The sequence below is a fragment of the Lysobacter gummosus genome (genome assembly GCF_001442805.1).
Taxonomy (GTDB): domain Bacteria; phylum Pseudomonadota; class Gammaproteobacteria; order Xanthomonadales; family Xanthomonadaceae; genus Lysobacter; species Lysobacter gummosus.
In genome coordinates, this window is sequence record NZ_CP011131.1 from 3,680,970 (window position 1) to 3,704,189 (window position 23,220).

Consider the following 23,220-nt stretch of genomic DNA (forward strand, 5'->3'; position numbering starts at 1 on the left):
GCCTGGACAGGTGCGCCCGCGCCACTACCGATATGCTCCCGGCCCGTTCGCGCACGCCTAAGCACAGTGCGCTTGAGCTACAATTCGCCCCGTTTTCCGCCTCCCCCGAGATCCCCCATGTCCCAGCTCGCCTATCGCCGTGTCCTGTTGAAACTCTCCGGCGAGGCATTGATGGGCGATGAGGACTACGGCATCGACCCCAAGGTCATCGGCCGGCTGGCGCGCGAAGTCATCGAAGTCCAGCAGGCCGGCGCCGAAATCGCGCTGGTGATCGGCGGCGGCAACATCTTCCGCGGCGCGGGCCTGGCGGCCGGCGGCATGGACCGGGTCACCGGCGACCAGATGGGCATGCTGGCCACGGTGATCAACGCCCTGGCGATGCAGGATTCGCTGGAAAAGCTCGGCGCCAAGGTGCGGGTGATGAGCGCGATCAAGATCAACGACGTGTGCGAGGACTACATCCGCCGCCGCGCCATCCGTCATCTGGAAAAAGGCCGCCTGGCGATCTTCGCCGCCGGCGTGGGCAGCCCGTTCTTCACCACCGACTCGGGCGCGGCGCTGCGCGCGATCGAGATCGGCGCCGACCTGCTGCTCAAGGCGACCAAGGTCGATGGCGTGTACGACAAGGACCCGAAGAAGCACAGCGACGCGGTGCGCTTCGACAAGCTGACCTACGACGACGTCATCAGCCGCGATCTGCAGGTGATGGACACCGCCGCCTTCGCCCTGTGCCGCGACAGCGAACTGCCGCTGCGCATCTTCGACATGGGCCACCCGGGCGTGCTGCTGAAGATCCTGCGCGGCGAGAACATCGGCACTCTGGTGCAGGGCCGCGGCTGAGTCCTGGCCTGCGCGTCGGCCGGCGGCTTGCGTCGCGCCGGCGGTTTCGCTTCGAACGATACTGAAGTTTCCTGGAGGCTCGCCGCTCGGCGAGTCTGCGCTGCGGCGCGCGTGACAGGCTGCGATCGGACCTGAGCGCCGGCAGCCTTGCCCGACCTTAGAGCCCGTTCAAAGTCTCTGCTTCCGGTTTCGAAGGATCGGTTTTTTCTCGTCGTTCCCGCGAACGCGGGAATGACGAACCTATCAACCCTTACAACGACGCGTTCGCGTCGCTCAAATCTCGCTGCGATTGCTCCACCGCTTCGCGCGCGGCGCGCATCGCATCGCGGCGGATTTTTTCGACGTCCGCCCGCTGCTGCTGGGCTTCGCGGCTGCTGCTCATCGCATCGCGGCGAATCTTTTCGACATCCACTTGCTGCCGCGCTTCGCGGCTGGCGCGCAGCGCGTCGCGGCGGATCTGCGCGCTGTCGGCCGTCTGCCGCTGCGCATCGCGACGGGCCTGCTCGGCGATGCGACGGATTTGCGCGCTGTCGGGCACGTAGCGCGTCGCGTCGCGGCGGATGCGCTCGGCATCGCGCGCCTGCTGCTGTGCGTCGCGGCGCGCTTGCGCGGCCTCGCGCAGGGCCTGGTCGCGGTCGAGCTGCGCCTCGCGGCGTGCTTGTTCGCCGTCGCGCCTGGCCTGCTGCCGGGCCTGTTGCGCATCGCGCAGCGCACTCTGCCTGGCTTGCTGCGCCTCGCGTTGCGCGTCGCTCCGGGCGCGCTCGCCTTCGCGTTGCGCATCGCGGCGAGCCTGTTCGGCGTCGCGACGGGCCTGGGCGGCGTCGCGCTGCGCCTGTTCGGCATCGCGGCGGCCCTGTTCGCGCGCACGCTGGCCTTCTTCCTGCGCCCGACGCGCGGCGTCGCGCGCTTCACGCTGGGTGCCGACCGCTTCGCGCCGGGCGTCGGCCGCGGCGCGCTGCGCATCGCGGCTGGCGACTTCGGCGTCGCGCTCGGCCTGGCGGCCGGCGCGTTCGGCGTCGCGGCCGGCCTGCTCGGCTTCGCGTCCGGCTTGCTCAGCCTCGCGCATCGCCTTGGCGGCCTCGCGGCTCGCGCGCTCGGCATCGATGCCGGCCTGCTTGGCGTCGCTCATGCGCTGTTGCAGGCGCGCTCGGGTGGCCGGATCGCGCACGATTTCGTAGCGGCCGTCGTCGCCGACGCGGTAGTACTCGCCGCCCTTCACCGCCCAGATTTCCGGCTTGCCGCCGCCCTTGAGTTCGGTGATGCGGGTTTCGCCGTCGCGCGAATCGGAATGGATCGACACGGTCTGCGACTGAGTTTTCGGCGCGCGCTCGCCGGCGGCGGCGGCGGTCACGCGGTAAGGCACCAGCCCCAGCAGCACCACGGCCGCGGTCAGGACCAGCCCTGCGATGTGCGAGGACGGAGTCGCGTTCTGCAACATGGTCAGTCTCCTCTTCAGAACGACATAAGTGGGCGACGCGCTGGCCACGCCGGCCGCGGGCCGCGGCGCGACGCCCAGGCGCAGCAGCAGACGGCCGTAGTCGTGCGCCGCATAACGCTGGCTTTCGAGCACGGCGGCGTCGCAAGCGGCTTCGCGCGCGATCGAGTACTCGCGCGCGATGACGTGCGCGAGCGGATGAAAGAAGAACAGGTGCTGCACCATCGCCGGCACCCAGCCCCACCACAGATCGCGGCGGCGCACGTGGACCAGTTCGTGATGCAAGGCCATCGACAGCTCTTCGCTGTTCAACTGCGGCGCTCGCGCACCGGGGAGCAGCACCGCGGCCGGCCACGGGCCGATCAGCTGCGGCGAATGGATCTGCGCCGACAGACGCAGCGGCGGCAGGCGGCGCAGCCCGAGGCTGTCGCCGAGCGCGCGATAGGCCCGCAGCACGTGCGCTTGTTCGCACGGCTGCGAATCGGCGACGCGGCGGCGCGCGGCGGCATAACCACGCGCGCTGGCGATCGCGACCAGGACGAAACCCGACAGCCACAGCGCGGCGAACACCAGCGGCCACGACAACCAGTCCGCGCCGGCCATCTGTTCGCCGACGGCCGGCGCCGCGGCGAGGTCGGCGCGGGTCACGAAATACGGCAATTGCGCGGCCGACGACAGCGGCGGCGCGGGCTGCGTCGTGAGCGCCGCGTCGTTCCACGAGGCCGGCAGCAACGGCAGGCTCAACGGCGTCGGCCACAGCGCGCCGAGCAACAGTTGCAGCGCCGCGCACCACCACAGCCAGCAGCGCATCGCCGCGCTCAGTCGCAGATAGCGGCACAGCAGCCACACCGCCGCGACCACCAGCACCGATTGCAATCCGGCCGCGACCAGGCGCGGCAGCAGGGTCTCGCCAATCCAGTCCAGACTCATCTCAATTCTCCTTGCGGCGCGACTGCAGATCGGCGACCAGGCTTTCCAGCTCGGCCAGTTCGTCGTCGCTGACCTGCGCGCGTTGCGACATCCAGGCCACGAACGGCGAGACCGAGCCTTGCAGCGTGTTGGCGACGAACTTGGCCACGGCCGAGCGCATCACGTCGTCGGGTTCGGTCGCGGTGGAATAGCGGTACACCCCGCCGACCTTGCGCCGGCGCAGATAGGACTTGGCGCGCAGGCGCTCCATCATGGTCAGCACGGTCGAGCGCGCCAGTCCGCGCGGCTCGCCGTAGCCGGCGGCGACGTCGCCGACCGAGGCCTCGCCCTGTTCGGAGAGGTATTGCAGCAGCGCCAGCTCCTGGTCGCCGATGGATTTCTGGGTCATGGCCGCTCCTTGACTACAGCTGTAGCCAAGGGTGCGTGTGACTACAGACGTAGTCAAGCCTGCAGAAAGTCATGGGCCGGATCCCGCGGGGCAGAGACAGGTATCGATGTCGAGGTGGCGGGAAAGGTTTAAGAGACGGCGGCGATCGATGGCGGACCAGGGCTCGGGCGGCCTCGCGGGGATAATTGCGGCGATGCCTCTCTGTGGGCTCATGGATGCGAAATCGACATCGCGTCCCGCGAAGCGCATTCGACGACAGCATCTCGACAGCTTGCGATGTTGGTGCACGTCGACGCACTCGCGCGCTACTAAACGGCGATCGCAAACGATCTGGAATTTCGCCGCGCGGCCGTCAGATTGTCATCGATGCCACGCGATCGAAACGCTCGCGCGATTCACGCCGCGACACGCATATCGCCGCGCGATACCGCAATGAAATGTTATGCCGTACCAACGCCGCGCCGCCGCATCGCTCAAACCGCAAACACCGAAGGAAAAGCCCGATCTGCGACGCGAGGCGCGCTTAACGGCCTCCGCCGCGACCCTGTAATAGTGTTCACGCCGACGGCCGTGACAGCATGTGCGCATGCACTCGCACAACCACCACGGTCACCACCACGGCCTCAGCGGCACCCGCGCGTTCGCCGCGGTGACCTTGATCAATCTCGCCTACACCGCGCTGGAAGCCGGCTACGGCTTCATGACCAATTCGCTGGCGCTACTGTCGGACGCTCTGCACAACTTCGGCGACGTGCTCGGCCTGGGCCTGGCCTGGGGCGCGGCGGCGCTGGCCAAGCGCGCGCCGACCGATCGCCACACCTACGGCTGGCGCCGCGCGACCTTGCTCTCGCCGCTGGCCAACGCGCTGCTGCTGGTCGGTTTCTCCGGCGCGCTGGGCTGGGAGGCGATCCGCCGCTTCAGCGCGCCACCGGAGATTCCCGCCTTGCCGGTGATCATCGTCGCCGCGCTCGGTATCGCGGTGAATCTCGGCGCCGCCTGGCTGGTGCGCGACGGCCACGATCACGATCTCAACCGCCGCGGCGCGTTCCTGCACCTGATGGCCGACGCCGCGGTGTCGCTGGCGGCGGTGCTGGCCGGCGCCGGCATGTGGCTGACCGGCTGGGAATGGCTGGACCCGGCGATCGCGCTGCTGATCGGCGTGGTGGTCGCGGTCGGCGCGTTCGGGCTGCTGCGCGAGGCGTTCAACGCGGCGATGGACGCGGTGCCGCGCGGGGTCGATCGCGGCGAAGTCGAAACGTTGCTGCGCGAACAGCCCGGGGTGATCGCGATCCATCATCTGCACATCTGGTCGCTGGGCGCCGGCGAGATCGCCATGACCGCGCATATCGTCCGGCCCGACGACAGCGACCACGACGCCTTCATCGATCGGCTCAATCGCGAACTCGACCGCCGCTTCGGCATCAATCACCCGACCCTGCAGGTCGAGCACGGCCGCGCCTGCGAGCACGACCGCCACGATCGCGCGCCGCACGGCGACCCCGCGCATGCGGGCGGGCACCATCACGGCCACGATCACGGCGATCACAGCCACCACGATCACGGCGACCACGCCCACGAGCACGGCGCCGACGGCCACGAAGCCGACACGCCGGCACACCCGCACCCGCACGGCACCACGCACCGGCACTGACCCACGCGCCAGGCCGCCATGCTGCAACGCAGCGAAACCGTCGGCACCTGATCGCCCCGTCCATCCGCGTCCGGGCGAAATCGGCCGCGATCGCGCGCAAAACGTGACCGATGCCATCGAAAACCCGGGCATCGGTCCATCGCCACGATCCCGCTGCGGCATGCGCAAAACAGCGGCGATCGCGCGCGCGGCGGCGGTCGCGACAAGGCCGGGGGGCCGGTCGTCGTCCGCAAAACCCGCCCGAGCCCATATAATCCCGCGATTACCGCCACTGGAACGGAGCCGGCGATGCTCAATGAAATCAAGAAAGACGCACAGAACCGCATGGCCAAGAGCGTCGAAGCCTTTCGCCACGACCTGACCAAGATCCGCACCGGGCGCGCCTCCACTGCGCTGGTCGATCATCTGAAGGTCAACTACCACGGCTCCGAGATGCCGCTGGGCCAGGTCGCCAGCGTGCAGGTCAGCGATGCGCGCACGCTCACCATCACCCCGTGGGAAAAGCAGATCGTCGGCGCGGTCGAAAAGGCCATCCTCGCCTCCGACCTGGGCCTGACCCCCAACACCGCCGGCACCGTGATCCGCATCAACCTGCCGGCGCTGACCGAAGAACGCCGCAAGGAACTGACCAAGGTCGTCCACAGCCAGAGCGAGGACGCCAAGGTCGCGATCCGCAATATCCGCCGCGATGCCAACCATCAGGCCAAGGAATTGCTCAAGGACAAGAAGGTCACCGAGGACGAGTTGCGCGGCTTCGAAGGCGACATCCAGAAGGTCACCGACAGCGCGATCAAGGACGTGGACGGCGTGGTCAAGTCCAAGGAACAGGAACTGATGGCGGTCTGAACGCAGACCATCGCGGCGACCGGCGACCGGTTCATCGGTCGCAGCCGCGCTGAACTTCTGCGTATCGTGCAGGTCCACAACGGGCAGTGTCCCCGGCCGACTCGCCGACACCGCCGCGCCGCACGATGGACACAGCGGCTTCCACCCTCGTCCATCGCCCCATCCGTTGCCTGAGGTCCACATCATCGGCGCCATGCCTTCCGAGCCCGCCAACGCCGCGCCCGCACGCATCCCGCGCCATCTGGCCGTCATCATGGACGGCAACGGCCGCTGGGCGCAGCGCCGGCGCCGGCCGCGCATCATCGGCCACCGCGCCGGCGCGCGCGCGGTCAATATCTGCATCGATTTCTGCATCAACCGCGGCATCCGCGCGCTGACCCTGTTCGCCTTCTCCAGCGAAAACTGGGGCCGGCCCGAGGACGAGGTCGGCGCGTTGATGAAGCTGTTCCTCAATGCCCTGGAACGCGAGGTCGAGGAACTCGACCGTCGCGGCGTGCGCGTGCGCTTCATCGGCGAACGCGACCGTTTCGCCGCACCGATCCGCGAACGCATGGCCGCGGCCGAACGCCAGACCCGGAACAACGACGTCCTGCATCTGAGCATCGCCGCCAGCTACGGCGGCCGCTGGGACATCGCCCAGGCCGCGCGCGGGCTGGCCCAGGACGTGGCCGACGGCCGCCTGGACCCGAACGACATCGACGAAACCCTGCTCGCCTCGCGCATGTCGCTGGCCGACCTGCCGGCGCCGGATCTGTTCATCCGTACCGGCGGCGACACCCGCATCAGCAACTTCCTGTTGTGGCAGCTGGCCTATACCGAACTGTGGTTCACCGAAGCGCTGTGGCCGGAAGTCGACGCCGGCCTGCTGCAGAACGCGCTGGACGATTTCGCCAGCCGCGAACGCCGCTTCGGCCTGACCGGGGCGCAGGTCGCGGCCCAGACCAACGAGATCGTTGAATGACCCGAACCCGCCTGCTTGCCGCGCTGGTCATGGCACCTGTCGCGATCTCGGCGATCTTGCTGCTGTCTACGCCATGGATCACCGCGCTGGCCGCGGTGATCTTCCTGATCGGTCTGTGGGAGTGGTTCGATCTGGCCGAAATCGACGACACCTTGTCGCGCACCGTGCTGCTGGTCGTGCACGCGGCGCTGATGGTGGCGATCGTGTGGGCCTCGCGCACCGGCGGGCTCGGCGCCACGCAGGCGCCGATGGTGTTGTTCAAGATCGCTTCGCTGGTCGGCGTGATCTGGTGGCTGCTGGCCTTCCTGTGGCTGCAGCGCTTCAACTTCGCCAGCGATCACCGCACTTATGCGCGCATGTTCAAGCTCGCCGCGGCCGCGCTGAGCGTGATCCCGGCCTGGGCCGCGCTGGTCTGGATTCATGCCGAAGGCCCGGTCGGCCTGTTGGGGCTGCCGGACGGACATTGGTGGCTGCTGACCGCGCTGGCGGTGGTGTGGGCGGCCGATTCGGGCGCGTACTTCGCCGGGCGCAAGTTCGGCATGCTCAAGCTGGCCCCGCGGGTCAGCCCGAACAAGACCGTCGAAGGCCTGATCGGCGGCGCGTTCGCCGGCGTCGCCGCGGGCGTGGGTTTCTCGCTGCTGGCCGGCGCGACCACCGATCAGCTGCCGTGGGTGGCGCTGGTGTCCTTCGTCGCGGTGCTGTTCTCGGTGGTCGGCGATCTGTTCGAAAGCCTGCTCAAGCGCCATGTCGGGGTGAAGGATTCGGGCCATCTGATTCCCGGCCACGGCGGCATTCTCGACCGCATCGACGGCGTCCTCGCCGCGTTGCCGGTGTTCGCGCTGGGCAAGGCGATTTTCGGATTCTGATGATGAGTACGCCGGTTCGCCTGGTAGAAGCAAATCCCCCCTGCCCCCCTTTTTCAAAGGGGAGAACGGCAACGGCCCACGCTGCGGTATTGCCAGCGCCATCGGCTTTTCCCCCCTTTGAAAAAGGGAGGCAGGGGGGATTTGCTCTTACCGCAATGCACATCGCCGCGACAAGCGCGAACGGAGCCCTCGCATGAGCACCCCCGCGCGCAACATCGCCGTGCTCGGCGCCACCGGTTCGATCGGCACCTCCGCGCTCGACGTGATCGCCCGCCACGGCGACAACCTGCGCGCCACCGTGCTTGCCGCCGGCGGCAAGGTCGATGCGCTGCTCGCGCTGTGCGAGCGCCATCGCCCCGAACACGCGGTCATCGCCGACGAAGCCGGCTTCCCCGCCCTGCGCGAGGGCCTGCGCGAACGCGGCCTGGCCACCCAGGCGCATTGCGGCGACCAGGCCTTGGTCGAACTGGTGTCCTCGCAGGTCTGCGACACGGTCGTGGCCGCGATCGTCGGCGCCGCCGGGCTCGCGTCCACCCTGGCCGCGGCCCGCGCCGGCAAGCGCCTGCTGCTGGCGAACAAAGAATCCCTGGTCCTGGCCGGCGAACTGCTGATGCAGGCCGCGCACGAGGCCGGCGCCTGCATCGTGCCGATCGACAGCGAGCACAACGCGATCTTCCAGTGCCTGCCGACCGCGCAGACCGGCGGCGAACGCGCCGATACCCGCGCGCACGCCGGTTTGAAGCGGATTCTGCTGACCGCCTCGGGCGGGCCGTTCCGCGGCCGTACACGTTCGGACCTGACCCAGGTCACACCCGAACAGGCCGTCGCCCACCCGAAATGGTCCATGGGCCCGAAGATTTCCGTCGATTCGGCCACGCTCATGAACAAGGGCCTGGAAGTCATCGAGGCCCACCACCTGTTCGGCGTGGAAGGCGAGCGCATCGAGGTTTTGGTGCATCCGCAAAGCCTGGTGCATTCGCTGGTCGAATTCGTCGATGGCTCGACCCTGGCCCAGCTGGGGCTGCCGGACATGCGCACCGCGCTGGCGGTGGGCTTCGGCTGGCCGCAGCGGATCGAATCGGGGGTGGCCGGACTGGACCTGCTGGCCCACGGCCGCCTGGATTTCGAACGCCCCGATCTGGAAGCCTTCCCCTGCCTGCGCCTGGCTTTCGAGGCCCTGGCCGCCGGCGGCACCGCTCCGGCGGTGCTCAACGCCGCCAACGAAGTGGCCGTTTCAGCCTTTCTTCAGCGGCGCGTGGGTTTCCTAGCCATACCCGCGCTGGTCGAGGACACTCTCGCCGCGCTCCCGCCCACCCCGGCCAGTTCGCTGGCGGCGTTGCGCGAGGCCGATACCCAGGCCCGACGCCATGCCGAGCAGGCGATCGGTCACGCAGCCCAAGCCTACAGAGCCTGATACAGCCATGAGCGAAATCCTGGGCTCGTTGTGGTGGCTAATCATCAGCATCGGCGTGCTGGTGACCTTCCACGAATTCGGCCACTTCTGGGTCGCCCGCCGCTGTGGGGTGAAGGTGCTGCGCTTCTCGGTGGGCTTCGGCAAACCGCTGTACGAGCGCACCGGCAAGGACGGCACCGTCTACGCGATCGGCATGATCCCGCTCGGTGGCTACGTCAAGATGCTCGACGAGCGCGAGTACGAAATCACCGAGGCGCTGGCGCCGCAGGCCTTCAATCGCAAGCCGGTGTGGCAGCGCATCGCCATCGTCGCCGCCGGCCCGGTCGCCAACCTGATCCTGTGCGTGGCGTTCCTGTGGGGCATGTTCGTGATCGGCCGTCCGGACTTCGCGCCGGTGGTCGGCAGCGCCAGCGGCATCGCCGCCGAGTCCGGCCTGCGCCGCGGCGACACCCTGATGCAGATCGGCGACCGCCCCACTCCGACCTGGAGCGAGGTGCAGATGGCGTTGATTCCCTACGCCCTGGACCGCGAGGACGTGCGGGTCAAAGTGCGCACCGACAACGGCACCGAAGTGAACCGCGAGCTGCAGCTTTCGCGCCTGCCGGCGGCCTTCGATGAGCGCCGCGCGGTCCAGGTCATCGGCCTGGGCGCGCGCCACGAACTGGTGCCGGCGGTGATCGGCCGGATCAATCCGGACACCGCGGCCTGGGGCGTGCTGGCCGAAGGCGACCGCATCACCGCCCTGGACGGCGAGCCGATCCCGAGCTGGAACGACTTGCCGCCGGCCGTGGCCCGCCTGGGCGAGCGCGGCGGCAAGGCCATGATCGAGGTCGTCCGCAACGGCGACCGGCTGGCGCTGGAGATCGCGCCCAAGCGCATGCAGCGCGAAACCGGCGAGAAATTCTGGGGTCTGGGCGTGCTGCCCGCGACCCCGCAGCCGCCTCGACGCGACGCGGTGCTGCGCTACGGCCCGATCCAGGCGCTGCCGGCGGCGCTGGGCGAAAGCGCGCATCAGGCCCGCGAGTTGTTCGCCATGATCGGCCGCGCATTCACCGGCCGGGTTTCGCTGCAGAACACCGTGGCCGGCCCGGTGACCATCGGCCGCGCCGCCAACGCCTACGCCAACAACGGCCCGGCCTGGTATCTGCAGCTGCTGGCGATGCTGTCGCTCAGCCTGGGAATCCTGAACCTGCTGCCGATCCCGATCTTGGACGGCGGACACCTGCTGTATTACCTTATCGAGCTTGTCAAAGGCAGCCCGGTCAGCGAGCGCGTGATGGCGGCCGGGCATTTCGTCGGCCTGGCGTTGATCGCGAGCCTCATGGGCCTGGCGTTCTACAACGACATTTTGAACAACCTGGTGCGCTGATGCCGGCCTGACGCTCGATCGAACGCTTTAGCTCCACCTGGCCTGCTTCAAACCAGCCGCCCGAAACCTGCCGCCTTGACCCCCGCCAGCCCGCTCCGCGAGCGCTGGCAGACCAGCCCCCAACGGACGTAATGATGACGCGAATTCCTAATCGCCGCCTGCTCGCCCTCGCCCTTGCCACGGCAATGACCTCGGCCCCGGCGATTCCGGCGTTGGCGCAGTCCGCCGATCCGTTCGCCCTCAAAGGCGCCACCCCGAACACCCCCGGCCCGGGCTCGTTCACCGTCGGCGACATCCGCATCGACGGCCTGCAGCGCATCTCGGCCGGTACCGTCTTCACCTACCTGCCGATCGAGCGCGGCGACACGATGGACGCGGCCAAGGCCGGCGAAGCCATCCGCGCGCTGTACAAGACCGGCTTCTTCGAAGACGTGCAGCTCGACCGCCAGGACAACATCCTGGTGGTGACCGTGACCGAGCGTCCGGCGATCAACAAGCTCACCCTGAGCGGCAACAAGGACATCAAGTCCGAGGACCTGCTCAAGGGCCTGAAGGAAATCGGCCTGGCCGAAGGCGAAACCTTCGACCGCCTGGCGCTGGACAAGGTCACGCAGGACTTGGCGCGCCAATACAACAACCGCGGCAAGTACAACGTCGAGATCACCCCGACCGTCGCCCGCCTTGATCGCAACCGCGTCGATATCACGATCAACGTCAAGGAAGGCAAGGCGGCCAAGATCCGCCACATCAACCTGATCGGCAACGACAAGTTCGAGCAGAAGGACATCCTCAACGGCTGGGAATCGCGCGAGCACAACTGGCTCAGCTGGTACCGCCGCGACGACCAGTACTCGCGCGAAAAGCTGTCGGGCGATCTGGAAAAGCTCAACTCGTATTACCTGGACCGCGGCTACGTCGATTTCAGCATCGACTCGACCCAGGTCTCGATCAGCCAGGACCGCCAGGACATGTTCCTGAGCGCCGGCCTGAGCGAAGGCGAGCAGTACAAGGTCTCCACCGTGGTGGTCACCGGCGACACGATCCTGCCCAAGGAGCAGGTCGAGAAGCTGGTCATCGTCAAGCCCGAACAGATCTTCTCGCGCCGCCTGCTGGAAATCAGCTCCGAGGCGATCACCGCCTCGCTGGGCAACGTCGGCTACGCCTTCGCCCAGGTCAATCCGATCCCGGACGTCAATCGCGAGAACAAGACCGTCGGCATCAACATGCAGGTGGTGCCCGGTCCGCGCGTCAACGTGCGCCGGGTCATCTTCAAGGGCAACACGCGCACCGGCGATGAAGTCCTGCGCCGCGAAATGCGCCAGTTCGAAGGCAGCTGGTACTCGCAGGCCGCGATCGACCGCTCCAAGATCCGTCTGCAAGGCCTGGGTTTCTTCGAGACCGTCGACGTCGAGAGCAAGCCGGTTCCCGGCACCAGCGATCAGGTCGATGTGATCTACAACCTCAAGGAAACCACCTCGGGCAGCTTCGTGTTCGGCCTGGGTTATTCGCAGCTGGGCAAGCTGACCACGCAGGTGCAGCTGTCGCAGAACAACTTCCTCGGCAGCGGCAACCGCGTGTCGGTGCAGGCGCAGCGCAGCTATTACCAGGAGCGCTTCGACTTCTCCTACACCAACCCGTATTTCACCGACGACGGCGTGTCGCTGGGCTACAACCTGTCGTGGCGCAAGTTGGACTACTCCGACTTCAACACCGCGCAGTACTCGACCACCAACGGCACCGCGCAGGTCGTGCTGGGCGTGCCGCTGACCGAGACCGACTCGATCACCGGCCTGATCGGCATCGACAGCAACGAAATCATCGCCGGCTACGGCTATACGCCCAAGAGCATCGTCGATTACCTCGACGCGCTGGGTCACCGTACCTTCCACGCCTGGCGCGCGCAGATCGGCTGGGGCCGCAACAGCCTCAACCACGCGCTGACGCCGACCGCCGGCACCCAGCAGCGCCTGTGGCTGGAAGCGACCCTGCCCGGCTCGACCGTCGAGTACTACAAGCTCAACTACAGCTTCTCCAAGTTCTGGCCGCTGTCGCGCCACCTGGTGCTCAACACCCGCGCCGAACTGGGCTACGGCGACAGCTACGGCAAGGACGTCACCCGCGTTATCGATCGCGACGGCCCGGACGGCCCGTTGCCGGCGGAAACCATCACCGCCACCGGCCTGCCGTTCTTCGAAAACTTCTACGCCGGCGGCGTGCGCTCGGTGCGCGGCTTCACCGACAACACCCTGGGCCCGCGCGAAGCCGCGGTCGCGGGCAGCTACACCCAGCCGCTGGGCGGTTCGTTCAAGACCACCGGCTCGCTGGAAATGTACTTCCCGACCCTGCTCGACACTCCGGCCGCGCGCGTTTCGGCGTTCCTGGACTTCGGTAACGTCTACAAGGACTACGACGCCTTCGACGCCGGCGACCTGCGCGCTTCGGCCGGTATCGCGATGATGTGGCGCTCGCCGATGGGCCCGATCTCGATCAGCTACGCGTTCCCGTTCAAGAAGAAGGGCCCGATCTACAGCGCGGACGGCAAGACCCAGCTGGACCGCGGCGACGAGTTGGAGCGTCTGCAGTTCACCTTCGGCGGCACGTTCTGAGCGCGGCGTCCCAGCCTCACGCCCCGGTGGACGCGCCCGCCTATACCGCACGCGAACTGGCCGAGCGTTTCTCGCTCGGCCTGCACGGCGATGCCGACGTCCGCGTAAGCGGCGTCGGCACGCTCGCCAAGGCCGGTCCCGGCCAACTGGCCTTCCTCGCCAATCCCAAGTACCGCGCGCAACTGGCCGAGAGCCACGCCGGCGTGGTGGTCATGCGTGAGGAGGACGCCGCCGCGCACGCCGGCACCGCCTTGATCGCGCGCGATCCCTACTCTGCCTTCGCCAAGATGTCGGCGCTGTTCGAGCCCAAGCCGGTGCGCGAGCCGGGCATCCATGCCCTGGCGGTCGTCGATCCCAGCGCGCAGGTATCGGCCGATGCGCACATCGGCCCGTTCGTCAGCATCGGCGCGCGCAGCCGCGTCGAGGCCGGGGCCATGATCGGCCCGGGCTGCGTGATCGGCGAGGACTGCGTGGTCGGCGAAGGCTGCGAACTGATTGCGCGTGTGACCCTGGTGACCCGCGTGCGCCTGGGCCGGCGCGTGCTGATCCATCCCGGCGCGGTGCTCGGCGCGGACGGCTTCGGCCTGGCGATGGAAGCCGGCCGCTGGCTCAAGGTGCCGCAGCTGGGCGGGGTGTCGATCGGCGACGATTGCGAGATCGGCGCCAACACCTGCATCGACCGCGGCGCGATCGAGGACACGGTGCTGGAAGAGGACGTGCGCCTGGATAACCAGATCCAGATCGGCCACAACGTCCACATCGGCGCGCACAGCGCCATGGCCGGCTGCTCGGCCGCGGCCGGCAGCGCCCGGATCGGCCGCTACTGCCTGATCGGCGGCGGCGCCGGCGTGCTCGGCCACCTGGAGGTCTGCGACAAGGTCACCATCACCGCGATGAGCCTGGTCACCAGCTCGATCCGCGAGCCGGGCGAATACTCCTCGGGCACCCCGTTGATGGACAATCGCAGCTGGCGCAAGAACGCCGCGCGTTTCAAGCAGCTCGACGCGATCGCGCGGCGCACGCGCGCCCGCGGGGGCGACGGCGACGAGGCCTGAGCGGCCGGCGGCCGGGCCCGGTCCCGGCCGTTTCCATACGGTGGCGCCACACCCGCGCGGGAAACTGCGGGACAATACACGCGAACACGCGCCACCCTCGACAGGCCGCAACGGATTGCGGACCGCAACGCAGGAGGCGACCGCCGTCGGCGCGACACAGCGCGACACAGATGGACACAGGACGAACACGAAGATGAGCCAGACCCTGCAACTCCCGCTCGACATTCCGGCGATCCAGAAGCTGTTGCCGCACCGCTATCCGTTTCTGCTGATCGACCGGGTGGTGGAGCTCGAGCCCAACAAGCGCGTGCTCGCCTACAAGAACGTGAGCTGCAACGAGCCCTTCTTCAACGGCCACTTTCCCGGCAACCCGGTCATGCCCGGCGTGCTGGTGGTCGAGGCGCTGGCCCAGGCCGGCGGCCTGCTGACCCAGATCTCGCACGGCGGCGTCGCCGCCGGCCGTTCCTTCTACCTGGTCAAGATCGACGGCGCGCGCTTCTCGCGCATGGTCACTCCGGGCGACAAGCTGGAACTGGAAGTCACCCTCAAGCGCATGATCCGCAACATGGCCATGTACACCGGCGTGGCGCGCGTGGACGGCGAAATCGCCGCCTGCGCCGACATCATGTGCGCCGAGGCCAAGGACTGAACCGATGAGCGCGACCGTCCATCCCAGCGCTTATGTCGAGCCCGGCGCCAGACTCGCCGACGGCGTCGTGGTCGGCGCGTTCACCTACATCGGCGATGAGGTCGAAGTCGGCGAAGGCACCGTGTTCGGGCCGCATTGCGTGGTCCACGGCCCGACCAGGATCGGCCGCGACAACCGCTTCTACGCGCAGTGCGCGATCGGCGGCGATCCGCAGGACAAGAAATTCGCCGGCGAGCGCACGCAGTTGCACATCGGCGACGGCAACGTGTTCCGCGAGTTCGTCACCGTCAACCGCGGCACCGGCAACGGCGGCGGCATCACCCGCATCGGCGACGGCAACTGGCTGCTGGCCTATACGCATGTCGCCCACGACTGCGCGATCGGCAACCTGTGCGTGTTCTCGAACAACTCCACCCTGGCCGGCCACGTCACCGTCGAAGACCAGGTGATCATGAGCGGCTTCTCCGGCATCCATCAGTTCTGCCGCATCGGCGCGCACGCCTTCATCGGCATGGGCGCGCTGGTCAACGGCGACGTGCCGCCGTTCGTGATGGTCGCCCAGGACGGCTACGGCCGCCCGCGCGGCATCAACAGCGAAGGCCTCAAGCGCCGCGGCTTCGACGCCGAGCGAATCGGTGCCATCAAGCGTGCGTATCGCACCTTGTACGTGTCCGGCGCGCCGTTGGAAGAAGCGCGGGTCAAGCTCGAGGACATGGCCGCGACCAGCCCCGACGTACGGGCGTTGCTGGACTTCATCGGCAACGGCGAGCGGCCGTTGTTGCGCTGAGACCTTCGCGATGACGACGGTCCATCGGTTTCGTTTCGGACAGACCGTCGTGGACTACCGGATCGACGAGGCCGACTACAAGGTCACGCTCGCCGAATTCTTCATCGACGAGCGCCGGTTGTGCGAATGGCTCGGCATCGACCGCAATCTGTCGCAATACGGCACCGATTTCGATCCCGGCTCGCCGGAACCGATACGCAACCGCGGGATCGACGCGTTCCTGAGCCGCGCCCAGGCTCACAATCAGTTCGGCAGCGGCCGTCTGGTGCTATACCGCTGCCACTGCGGTTGCGACTACTGCGGCGTGATCTCCTGCCGTTTGGAAGTCGGTGACGATCACGTGATTTGGCAGGATGTGACGCTCGAAGACGACGATGGCCCCGTGGCCGGGCACAATGCGCCGGACAGTTCGCTTCCCACCCTGACGCCCGTCGCCCGCTTCGTCTTCGACCGCGTGCAATACGAGCAAGAACTGGAACGTTACCGCGCCCCATGAACGCCGCGACGCCCCGCCCGATCGACGAAATCTTCCCTGTCGCGCCGCTGCCGCCGCGCTTCGCCCTGATCGCCGGCGAAGCCTCCGGCGACCTGCTCGGCGCGGGCCTGATCGAGGAACTCAAGCGCCGCTACCCGGGCGCGGAATTCATCGGCATCGGCGGCGAACAAATGCGCGCGGCCGGCATGGAAACCTGGTTCGACGCCACCGAACTTGCGGTGATGGGCCTGGCCGAAGTGCTCAAGCACCTGCCGCGCCTGCTGCGCCTGCGTCGCGACGTGCGCCAGCGCATTCTCGATTGGAAGCCCGACGCCTTCATCGGCATCGACGCGCCCGACTTCAACCTGGGCGTGGAGCGCTGGCTCAAGCAACGCGGTGTGCGCACCGTGCACTACGTCAGCCCCTCGGTCTGGGCCTGGCGCAGGAAGCGCGCGCAGAAGATCGGCCGCAGCGCCGACCGCGTGCTGTGCCTGTTCCCGATGGAACCGCCGATCTACGCCGAATACGGCGTGGACGCGCGTTTCGTCGGCCATCCGCTGGCCGACGAGATGCCGATCCACCCCGATCGCGACGAAGCGCGGATGAACCTGGGACTGGACGACGAAGCTCCGGTGCTGGCGATGCTGCCGGGCTCGCGCGTGGGCGAAATCGAAACCCTGGCCGGCGACTTCATCGCCGCCGCCTCGATCCTGCTCGGCGCCGAGCCCAAGCTCAACATCGTCGCGCCGATGGCCAACGCCGGCGCGCGCGCCGCGTTCGAGCGCGTGCTCGCCGCCCATCCCGACGGCGAGCGTCTGCGCCGCGCCCTGCGCATCGTCGATCGCGGCGCGCGCACGGTGATGGTCGCCAGCAACGTGGTGCTGCTGGCTTCGGGCACGGCCACGCTGGAAGCGATGCTGGCCAAGCGGCCGATGGTGGTCGGCTACAAGATCGCGCCGCTGACCTACACCCTGGTCAAGCGCATGGGCATGCTCAAGGTCGATCACTACGCCCTGCCCAACGTGCTGGCCGGCGAAGTGGTGGTGCCCGAGCTGATGCAGCACGACTGCACGCCGGAGAACCTGGCCGGCGCGGTGCTGCGCTGGCTGCGCGATCCGGCCGCGAGCGCGGCGCTGCTGCCTAAATTCCAGCGCATCCATCTGGAGCTCAAGCGCGACGCCTCGGCCCGCGCGGCCGATGCGATCGCCGAGTTGATCGCCGAACCCAGGCCCGCGGCCTGAGCCCGACGGTGGCGACCGCGAGCCCGCGGCGGCATACACTGGCGCCGAACCCGCACAGAACGCCGTCACCGTGGACAGCCTGATCGCCCCCGACCCCGCCCCGCCCCGGCCGCGCGCGAAGCCGCGCCTGATCGCCGGCGTGGACGAGGCCGGCCGCGGCCCGCTGGCCGGGCCGGTGTCGGTGGCGGCAGTGATCCTCAACCCGCGCCGCCGCATCGACGGCCTGGACGATTCGAAGAAGCTCAGCGAGCCCAAGCGCGAAGCGCTGTACGCGCTGATCGTCGAGCGCGCCGTGGCCTGGCGCATCGAGTTCGTGGAAGTCGAGGAAATCGACCGGGTCAACATCTTCCAGGCGACCATGCTCGGCATGCGCCGCGCCGTGCAGGCGCTGGCGCCGCAGGCGGAATTCGTGCGCGTGGACGGCAATCACCTGCCCAAGGGCCTGCCCTGCGGCGGCGAGGCCCTGGTCGGCGGCGACGCTTTGGAGCCGTCGATCATGGCCGCCTCGATCCTGGCCAAGGTCGCGCGCGACCGGATGATGCGCAGCCTGCACGAAACCTTCCCGCATTACGGCTTCGATCAGCACAAGGGCTATTCCACGCCTTCGCACCTGGCCGCGCTGAACCAGCACGGGCCCTGCCCGCAGCATCGGCGCAGCTTCGCGCCGGTGCGCACGGCGTTGGAGACGTTGAGTTTGTTCTGAGGTTTTTCCTCGTTATCCCCACAATTTCTTCGCTCGTCATTCCCGCGAACGCGGGAATCCAGGGCCTTTCGTGCGAGAACGTTTGAAGTCACTGGATGTTCGGCTCCGCCGAAGTAAAGCGGAGCCCGCGTTCGCGGGAATGACGTTCTGGAAGGATGGCGCTGAGGGCTCTAGATATTCGGCTTCGCCGACGCAACACAGCACGCAGCGCAAAAGTTCCCCCGCCACGCCGCCCCCGGTCGGCTGAACGCGTAACCCGTGCCACAGGTCACAGCGACTTCATACCGGCGCGCTCACACTGCCCTCAGGCGCAAAGTTCGTTCATCGACCGCAACCGCTACGCGTCGCCACCGGCCCGCGACGCGCACCGCCCCCGCCTTATCCGGCCGGACGCGAGGTGTTCCATGCGTCTGCCTCATCCCACGCCCACGCCCGAACCGTTTCCGTTCGAACGCGAAAGCGCGCTGCCTCACTACGTTCAACCCTACGAGCCGGCGATGACGATCAGCCCGGCCGCGATCGCCGCCTTCGACGCGCTCGTTCACGAATTGCATCCCGATGCCGCGCGCGTGGACGCCACCCGGCTGCAGCGTCTGGCCGGCTGGCTGGCCTCGCTGCCGGCCAGCCAGGCGCGGCGCGCGATCGACGAGCGTCTGCAATGCCTGCAGGACCTGCGCTCGATGGTCGCCGACCCGGGCTGGGACTGCGAACCGGCCATGCGCCGGCGCCTGGATCAGCTGTTCGCCTACGTGGACAGCGACGAGGACCTGATTCCCGACCGCGTGCCCTTGTTCGGCTTGCTCGACGATGTGCTGCTGGTCGAGCTGACTTGGCCTGCGTTCGCGGCCGAGGCGGAGGACTTCCGCGACTTCTGCGCGTACCGGCGGATCGAGCACCCGGACGGCGATGCCACGCAGCAGCGCGCGGCCTGGGTTCGCGATCGCCTGGCTGAGTTGGCGTTGTTGCAGCATCACGCTCGGGTCAGCGATAGCCACTATGCCAATGGGCGCAGTCCGGAGCCGGTGTTTCGGGTGGCTTGAGTGGCGGGGAAAAGCCCCCCCTTTCCCTCCGGCCCGCAGGCACAGCCTGCGGGCGTTCAGTGCCGCGCGAACCTGCGGTTCGCAAGCGCGGCCCTTCACCCTTTTTCAAAGGGGGGGACAGCTACATTGCGGGCTGAACCGAGCGAGTGAATTCGCCCCCTTTGAAAAAGGGGGCCGGCGCCCGGCGCAACCACGCAATCCGAAGACCGGCCAAAGCGCGGGGGATTTGCCCCGCCGCCTCCCCACACCACCACCCACCAGTTTTCGCGATTCGCCCAATTCGCCCCGCAACCCCCAATCCGATCCTGTCAAGGCTTGTCCCACGCCGCCGGGCTGATACCCTGCAAGGCGGCTCGCACGCCGCCAGCCGACCCACGGCTTGAGTCTCCATCGGCACGGCCGCAGAACCGGTACGCATGTCCGCTCCATTCGTTCATCTCCACTTGCACAGCGAGTACTCGCTGGCCGACTCGACGATCCGCATCGGCGATCTGGTCAAACGCTGCGTCGCGCTCGGCCAACCGGCCGTCGCGCTGACCGACGTCGACAACATGTTCGCCGCGGTGAAGTTCTACAAAGCCTGCGAAGGCGCCGGCATCAAGCCGATCATCGGCGCCGACGTGCATCTGGCCGACGGCAACGAAACCGCTTCGCGCCTGACCCTGCTGTGCCGCGACCGCGGCGGCTACCTGAGCCTGTCGCGCCTGCTCAGCCGCGCCTGGATGGAAGGCCACCGCACCGAAGGCGTGGTGCTGCGTCCGGAATGGCTGCGCGAGGACAACGAAGGCCTGTTCGCGCTGGCCGGCCGCCACAGCCTCGCCGGCCGCCTGGCCGCGAGCAACCGCGACGAGCTCGCTCACGCCTGGCTGGTCGATTGGCAGGGCGTGTTCGGCGATCGCCTGCACCTGGAGCTGACCCGCTCCCAGCGCGACGGTGAGGAAGCCTTCAACGCCTTCGCCCTGCACGCCGCCAGCAAGCGCGGCCTGCCGGTGATCGCCAGCAACGACGCGCGCTTCATCGACGCGGAAGGCTATGAGGCGCACGAAGCGCGCGTGTGCATCGCCTCGGGCCGCGTGCTCGACGATCCCAAGCGCCCGCGCGACTACAGCGCCGAGCAGTTCCTCAAGTCCAGCGAGGAAATGCGCGAACTGTTCGCCGACGTGCCCGACGCGATCGACAACGCGCTGGCGCTGGCCAAGCGCTGCAACGTCGAACTCAAGCTCGGCGAATACGCGCTGCCGGATTTCCCGGTGCCGGACGATCACACCATCGAGTCCTGGCTGCGCGCGCAATCGCGCGAAGGCCTGATCAAGCGCCTGGAGAAGAATCCGATCGCGCCGGGCAAGACCCGGCAGATCTACGACGAGCGCCTGGAAACCGAACTGGACGTCATCATCAAGATGGGGTTCCCCGGTTACTTCCTGATCGTCGCGGACTTCATCAACTGGGCCAAGGACCACGACATCCCGGTCGGCCCGGGCCGCGGTTCGGGCGCGGGTTCCCTGGTGGCCTGGGCGCTGGGCATCACCGACCTGGACCCGTTGCCCTACGACTTGCTGTTCGAGCGATTCCTCAATCCCGAACGCGTGTCGATGCCCGACTTCGACATCGACTTCTGCATGGACCGCCGCGACGAAGTCATCGACTACGTCGCGCGCAAGTACGGCCGCGACCGCGTCAGCCAGATCATCACCTACGGCACCATGGCGGCCAAGGCGGTGGTGCGCGACGCCGGCCGCGTGCTCGGCCATCCGTACGGCTTCGTCGACGGCATCGCCAAGCTGATTCCGAACACGCTCGGCATCAGCCTCGACGACGCGCTGGGCGAATCGGAAGCGGCGGCGAAGAACCAGGAACTGGCGTCGGCCGATCTGATCGCGCGTTACCGCAGCGAAGACGACGTGCGCGATCTGCTGGACCTGGCGCGCGAACTCGAAGACCTGACCCGCAACGCCGGCAAGCACGCCGGCGGCGTGGTGATCGCGCCCAGCCCGCTGTCGGACTTCTGCCCGCTGTTCGCCGAACACGACGGCGAGGGCCGCGGCAAGAGCCCGGTCACCCAGTTCGACAAGGACGACGTGGAAGCCGTCGGCCTGGTCAAGTTCGACTTCCTCGGCCTGCGCACGCTCACGATCATCGATTGGGCGGTCAAGGCGATCAACAAGCGCCGCGGCAAGGAAGGCCAGGGCCCGCTCGACATCACCGCGCTCGAACTCAACGACCAAGCGACTTACGAACTGTTCGCGCGCGGCGACACCGTCGCGGTGTTCCAGTTCGAATCGCGCGGCATGCGCGAATTGCTCAAGCGCGCCAAGCCCGACACCTTCGAAGACATCATCGCGCTGGCCGCCTTGTTCCGTCCCGGCCCGCTGGGCTCGGGGATGGACAAGGACTGGGTCGACCGCAAGCACGGCAACGCCGAAGTCACCTATCCGCACGACAGCCTGGAACCGGTGCTGGGGCCGACCTACGGCGTCATCGTCTACCAGGAACAGGTGATGCAGATCGCCCAGGTCCTGGCCGGCTACTCGCTCGGCGGCGCGGACATGCTGCGCCGCGCGATGGGCAAGAAGAAGCCGGAGGAAATGGCGAAGGAGCGCGCCAAGTTCGAAGCCGGCTGCGCCGAGCGCAACATTCCGGCCAAGCAGGCCAGCCCGATCTTCGACTTGATGGAGAAGTTCGCCGAGTACGGCTTCAACAAGTCGCACTCCGCCGCGTACGCGCTGGTCGCCTACCAGACGGGTTGGCTGAAGCGCCACTACCCGGCCGAATTCATGTCCGCGACCTGTTCGTCGGACATGGACAACACGGAAAAGGTCGTCAACTTCCTCGACGAAGCGCGGGTCATGGGCCTCACCGTCCTGCCGCCGCACGTCAACGAATCGGACTACATGTTCGAAGCCATCGACGCCACCACCATCCGCTACGGCATCGGCGCGGTGAAGGGCGTCGGCCGCGGCGTGTGCGAGGCGATCGTGGAAGCGCGCCGCGCCGGCCCGTTCTCGGACCTGCTGGATTTCTGCAAGCGCGTGGACACCGGCAAGCTCAATCGCCGCGCGCTGGAAGCGCTGGCGCACGCCGGCGCGCTCGACGGCCTGGGCCGCAACCGCGCCAGCTTGATGCTGCAGTTGCCGGAAGTGCTCAAGGTCACCGACCAACTGGCGAAGGAACGCGCCGCGGGACAAGTCTCGCTGTTCGGCGGATTCGAAACCGCCGCGCCGGCACTGCACCTGGACCTGCCGGAGGCCGACGAATGGCCGCTGAGCCAGATCCTGCACGGCGAGCGCGAAACCCTCGGCCACTATCTCAGCGGCCATCCCTTCGATCCGTACCGCGACGAGTTGCGCAACCTGGTCGGCAACGACTTGGGCGAGCTGGAAACGATCTGGGAAAAACGCCCGGAAAGCGCGCGCAGCGGCTGGCGTCCGGAGCTGGACATCATCGTCGCCGGGCAAGTCGTCGGCTTCCGCAAGAAGGGCGACAGCCAGATGTTCGTGCAGATCGAGGACGGCCGCGGCCGCCTGGAGTGCGCGTTCTTCTCCGAGACCTACAGCGAGTTCGCCTCGATGCTGGCGCGCGACCGCCTGCTGGTGATCCAGGGCGGCCTGCGCGAGGACGCCTTCAGCGGCGGCTTCGCCCTGCGCGCGGCGCGCTGCTGGGACTACGCCCAGGTCTGCGCCAAGCACGCGCAGCGCCTGGCCCTGCGTCTGGACCTGCGCGTGCCCGGCACCTGGCAACGCGTGGACGCGCTGCTGGCCAAGCAGCGTCCCGGCCCGACGCCGATCCGCCTGGACCTGCTGCGCCAGGGCGCGGCCGGCATGCTCGACCTCAACGGCCCGCAGTCGGTGCGCGTGGATGCCGATCTGGTCGGCATCCTGCGCTCGCAACCGGGTGTGACGGCGGTGAAATTGAGCCTGTCCAAGCCCTGGGCGAACTAGGCCGAAGCGTCCTCGTGTCTGCCTTC

At 68.0% G+C, this 23,220-nt stretch carries 18 protein-coding genes; 16 read left to right on the forward strand and 2 right to left on the reverse strand.

The features are described 5' to 3' along the window. The first annotated feature begins 117 nt into the window (after positions 1-117). Positions 118-840: a UMP kinase gene (gene pyrH / locus LG3211_RS15045; protein ID WP_057943548.1), complete on the forward strand. Its 723-nt coding sequence runs from the start codon at positions 118-120 to the stop codon at positions 838-840. 250 nt (positions 841-1,090) lie between these two features. Here the strand turns inward: pyrH and LG3211_RS15050 are convergent, their stop codons facing one another. Both LG3211_RS15050 and LG3211_RS15055 read right to left on the reverse strand, forming a co-directional pair. Then, entirely contained in the window at positions 1,091-3,205 is a 2,115-nt protein-coding gene (locus LG3211_RS15050; RefSeq protein WP_057943549.1) for a M56 family metallopeptidase, read from the reverse strand. Position 3,206: 1 nt separating this feature from the next. Further along, positions 3,207-3,593, reverse strand: a complete 387-nt coding sequence (locus LG3211_RS15055; RefSeq protein ID WP_057943550.1) for a BlaI/MecI/CopY family transcriptional regulator — start codon at positions 3,591-3,593, stop codon at positions 3,207-3,209. A gap of 586 nt (positions 3,594-4,179) precedes the next feature. Here LG3211_RS15055 and LG3211_RS15060 point away from each other — a divergent pair. From LG3211_RS15060 to dnaE, 15 genes are all read left to right on the forward strand, one after another. Then, positions 4,180-5,244, forward strand: a complete 1,065-nt coding sequence (locus tag LG3211_RS15060) for a cation diffusion facilitator family transporter (RefSeq protein WP_083512564.1) — start codon at positions 4,180-4,182, stop codon at positions 5,242-5,244. Between the two features lie 288 nt (positions 5,245-5,532). Then, positions 5,533-6,090, forward strand: a complete 558-nt coding sequence (gene frr, locus LG3211_RS15065) for a ribosome recycling factor (RefSeq protein WP_057943551.1) — start codon at positions 5,533-5,535, stop codon at positions 6,088-6,090. A gap of 193 nt (positions 6,091-6,283) precedes the next feature. Then, positions 6,284-7,051, forward strand: coding sequence for a polyprenyl diphosphate synthase (uppS, locus tag LG3211_RS15070; RefSeq protein ID WP_057945513.1), 768 nt, complete (start codon positions 6,284-6,286; stop codon positions 7,049-7,051). Next, entirely contained in the window at positions 7,048-7,917 is an 870-nt protein-coding gene (locus tag LG3211_RS15075) for a phosphatidate cytidylyltransferase (protein ID WP_057943552.1), read from the forward strand. Before uppS ends, LG3211_RS15075 begins: the two co-directional genes overlap by 4 nt. 193 nt (positions 7,918-8,110) lie before the next feature. After that, the gene (locus LG3211_RS15080; protein ID WP_057943553.1) at positions 8,111-9,331 is read left to right on the forward strand and encodes a 1-deoxy-D-xylulose-5-phosphate reductoisomerase; all 1,221 of its coding nucleotides are present in this window, start codon (positions 8,111-8,113) and stop codon (positions 9,329-9,331) included. A 7-nt stretch (positions 9,332-9,338) separates the two neighbouring features. After that, the gene (gene rseP / locus LG3211_RS15085; protein ID WP_057943554.1) at positions 9,339-10,700 is read left to right on the forward strand and encodes an RIP metalloprotease RseP; all 1,362 of its coding nucleotides are present in this window, start codon (positions 9,339-9,341) and stop codon (positions 10,698-10,700) included. A gap of 134 nt (positions 10,701-10,834) precedes the next feature. Further along, positions 10,835-13,306, forward strand: coding sequence for an outer membrane protein assembly factor BamA (gene bamA / locus LG3211_RS15090; RefSeq protein ID WP_057945514.1), 2,472 nt, complete (start codon positions 10,835-10,837; stop codon positions 13,304-13,306). A 26-nt stretch (positions 13,307-13,332) separates the two neighbouring features. Beyond that, the gene (lpxD, locus tag LG3211_RS15095; RefSeq protein WP_057943555.1) at positions 13,333-14,361 is read left to right on the forward strand and encodes a UDP-3-O-(3-hydroxymyristoyl)glucosamine N-acyltransferase; all 1,029 of its coding nucleotides are present in this window, start codon (positions 13,333-13,335) and stop codon (positions 14,359-14,361) included. A 193-nt stretch (positions 14,362-14,554) separates the two neighbouring features. Continuing rightward, positions 14,555-15,010 carry a 3-hydroxyacyl-ACP dehydratase FabZ gene (fabZ, locus tag LG3211_RS15100; protein WP_057943556.1) on the forward strand — a complete coding sequence of 152 codons (456 nt, stop codon included), beginning with the start codon at positions 14,555-14,557 and terminating at the stop codon, positions 15,008-15,010. A gap of 4 nt (positions 15,011-15,014) precedes the next feature. After that, a complete protein-coding gene (gene lpxA / locus LG3211_RS15105; protein WP_057943557.1) occupies positions 15,015-15,797 on the forward strand; it encodes an acyl-ACP--UDP-N-acetylglucosamine O-acyltransferase in 783 nt (260 codons plus the stop codon). 10 nt (positions 15,798-15,807) lie between these two features. Further along, the gene (locus LG3211_RS15110) at positions 15,808-16,293 is read left to right on the forward strand and encodes a hypothetical protein (RefSeq protein WP_057943558.1); all 486 of its coding nucleotides are present in this window, start codon (positions 15,808-15,810) and stop codon (positions 16,291-16,293) included. Next, complete coding sequence (gene lpxB / locus LG3211_RS15115) at positions 16,290-17,513, forward strand: lipid-A-disaccharide synthase (RefSeq protein ID WP_057943559.1); 1,224 nt, start codon at positions 16,290-16,292, stop codon at positions 17,511-17,513. Before LG3211_RS15110 ends, lpxB begins: the two co-directional genes overlap by 4 nt. 70 nt (positions 17,514-17,583) lie before the next feature. Further along, entirely contained in the window at positions 17,584-18,216 is a 633-nt protein-coding gene (gene rnhB, locus LG3211_RS15120; protein WP_057943560.1) for a ribonuclease HII, read from the forward strand. A gap of 404 nt (positions 18,217-18,620) precedes the next feature. After that, on the forward strand, positions 18,621-19,256 hold the full coding sequence (locus LG3211_RS15125; protein WP_057943561.1) for a hypothetical protein: 636 nt from the start codon (positions 18,621-18,623) through the stop codon (positions 19,254-19,256). 416 nt (positions 19,257-19,672) lie between these two features. Then, positions 19,673-23,194, forward strand: coding sequence for a DNA polymerase III subunit alpha (gene dnaE / locus LG3211_RS15130; protein WP_057943562.1), 3,522 nt, complete (start codon positions 19,673-19,675; stop codon positions 23,192-23,194). Positions 23,195-23,220: the final 26 nt, after the last annotated feature.

Bases quoted from the DNA above. Each gene is read 5' to 3' on its own strand.
- LG3211_RS15050 (WP_057943549.1), bottom strand. From the start codon at position 3,205: ATGAGTCTGGACTGGATTGGCGAGACCCTGCTGCCGCGCCTGGTCGCG.
- LG3211_RS15080 (WP_057943553.1), top strand. From the start codon at position 8,111: ATGAGCACCCCCGCGCGCAACATCGCCGTGCTCGGCGCCACCGGTTCG.
- fabZ (WP_057943556.1), top strand. From the start codon at position 14,555: ATGAGCCAGACCCTGCAACTCCCGCTCGACATTCCGGCGATCCAGAAG.
- LG3211_RS15075 (WP_057943552.1), top strand. From the start codon at position 7,048: ATGACCCGAACCCGCCTGCTTGCCGCGCTGGTCATGGCACCTGTCGCG.
- lpxA (WP_057943557.1), top strand. From the start codon at position 15,015: ATGAGCGCGACCGTCCATCCCAGCGCTTATGTCGAGCCCGGCGCCAGA.
- LG3211_RS15055 (WP_057943550.1), bottom strand. From the start codon at position 3,593: ATGACCCAGAAATCCATCGGCGACCAGGAGCTGGCGCTGCTGCAATAC.
- dnaE (WP_057943562.1), top strand. From the start codon at position 19,673: ATGTCCGCTCCATTCGTTCATCTCCACTTGCACAGCGAGTACTCGCTG.
- LG3211_RS15125 (WP_057943561.1), top strand. From the start codon at position 18,621: ATGCGTCTGCCTCATCCCACGCCCACGCCCGAACCGTTTCCGTTCGAA.
- frr (WP_057943551.1), top strand. From the start codon at position 5,533: ATGCTCAATGAAATCAAGAAAGACGCACAGAACCGCATGGCCAAGAGC.
- LG3211_RS15060 (WP_083512564.1), top strand. From the start codon at position 4,180: ATGCACTCGCACAACCACCACGGTCACCACCACGGCCTCAGCGGCACC.
- pyrH (WP_057943548.1), top strand. From the start codon at position 118: ATGTCCCAGCTCGCCTATCGCCGTGTCCTGTTGAAACTCTCCGGCGAG.
- bamA (WP_057945514.1), top strand. From the start codon at position 10,835: ATGACGCGAATTCCTAATCGCCGCCTGCTCGCCCTCGCCCTTGCCACG.
- LG3211_RS15110 (WP_057943558.1), top strand. From the start codon at position 15,808: ATGACGACGGTCCATCGGTTTCGTTTCGGACAGACCGTCGTGGACTAC.
- lpxB (WP_057943559.1), top strand. From the start codon at position 16,290: ATGAACGCCGCGACGCCCCGCCCGATCGACGAAATCTTCCCTGTCGCG.
- uppS (WP_057945513.1), top strand. From the start codon at position 6,284: ATGCCTTCCGAGCCCGCCAACGCCGCGCCCGCACGCATCCCGCGCCAT.
- rseP (WP_057943554.1), top strand. From the start codon at position 9,339: ATGAGCGAAATCCTGGGCTCGTTGTGGTGGCTAATCATCAGCATCGGC.